This window comes from Halorubrum sp. Atlit-26R (assembly GCF_003666015.1).
Lineage (GTDB): Archaea > Halobacteriota > Halobacteria > Halobacteriales > Haloferacaceae > Halorubrum.
This window is the reverse complement of record NZ_QPLT01000335.1, coordinates 1-557: the sequence shown is the minus strand read 5'-3', so window position 1 is coordinate 557 and position 557 is coordinate 1. Positions and strand designations below refer to the sequence as shown.

The 557-nt window shown below is 59.1% G+C and carries 2 pseudogenes; both read right to left on the bottom strand.

From position 1 onward, the window contains the following. Positions 1-304, bottom strand: a pseudogene (locus DVK07_RS20855) (transposase); the annotation flags it as partial. Positions 305-367: 63 nt separating this feature from the next. Next, a pseudogene (locus DVK07_RS20850) lies at positions 368-557 on the bottom strand (TrmB family transcriptional regulator); the annotation flags it as partial.

The window sequence follows — 557 nt, the reverse complement described above, 5'->3', positions numbered from 1 at the left end:
CGTGTATCTCTTTCAGCAGGAATGCCCTGAAGAGCTGTGACATCTCGTATCGAGTCGGACCGGAGTACTGGTCGTGGGGACTGAACTCCACGTAGGGCAGTGGATACTGACAGACGAACCCCTCAACCGAGTCGTGGGCGTTGTGCTCGAACCAGATTCCCGAGACGGTCCGGAAATCCTCAATGAGCGCCGTCAGTGAACTCTGGTCGTACAGTGGCGTCGAGTCATACGCCGGCCAGTCGAGATACTCTGTTGTCGCTATCGAACGGAAGACATCGCGCCGAGAGACGGCAGTCGGTGCCATCGGGGACACGTCTGCCGTTCTCGGCCAATGATATGACGTTCTCTCCGACGCTCCCGTGGAGACTCAGGCCTCCTCAGTTTCGGGATCGTTCACAGACAGCAATCCCGTCGCCATCAGCCGCCGAGTGATCGCGACCAGCCCGTTGTCGAATCCGCGGCCAAAGACGCCTTGTTCGTGCTCACGACCGTCCGCTCTCGTTTCGGTGAACGAACTCAGCAAAATCGCCTCACGGTCGGCCAGTAACAGCCGACTG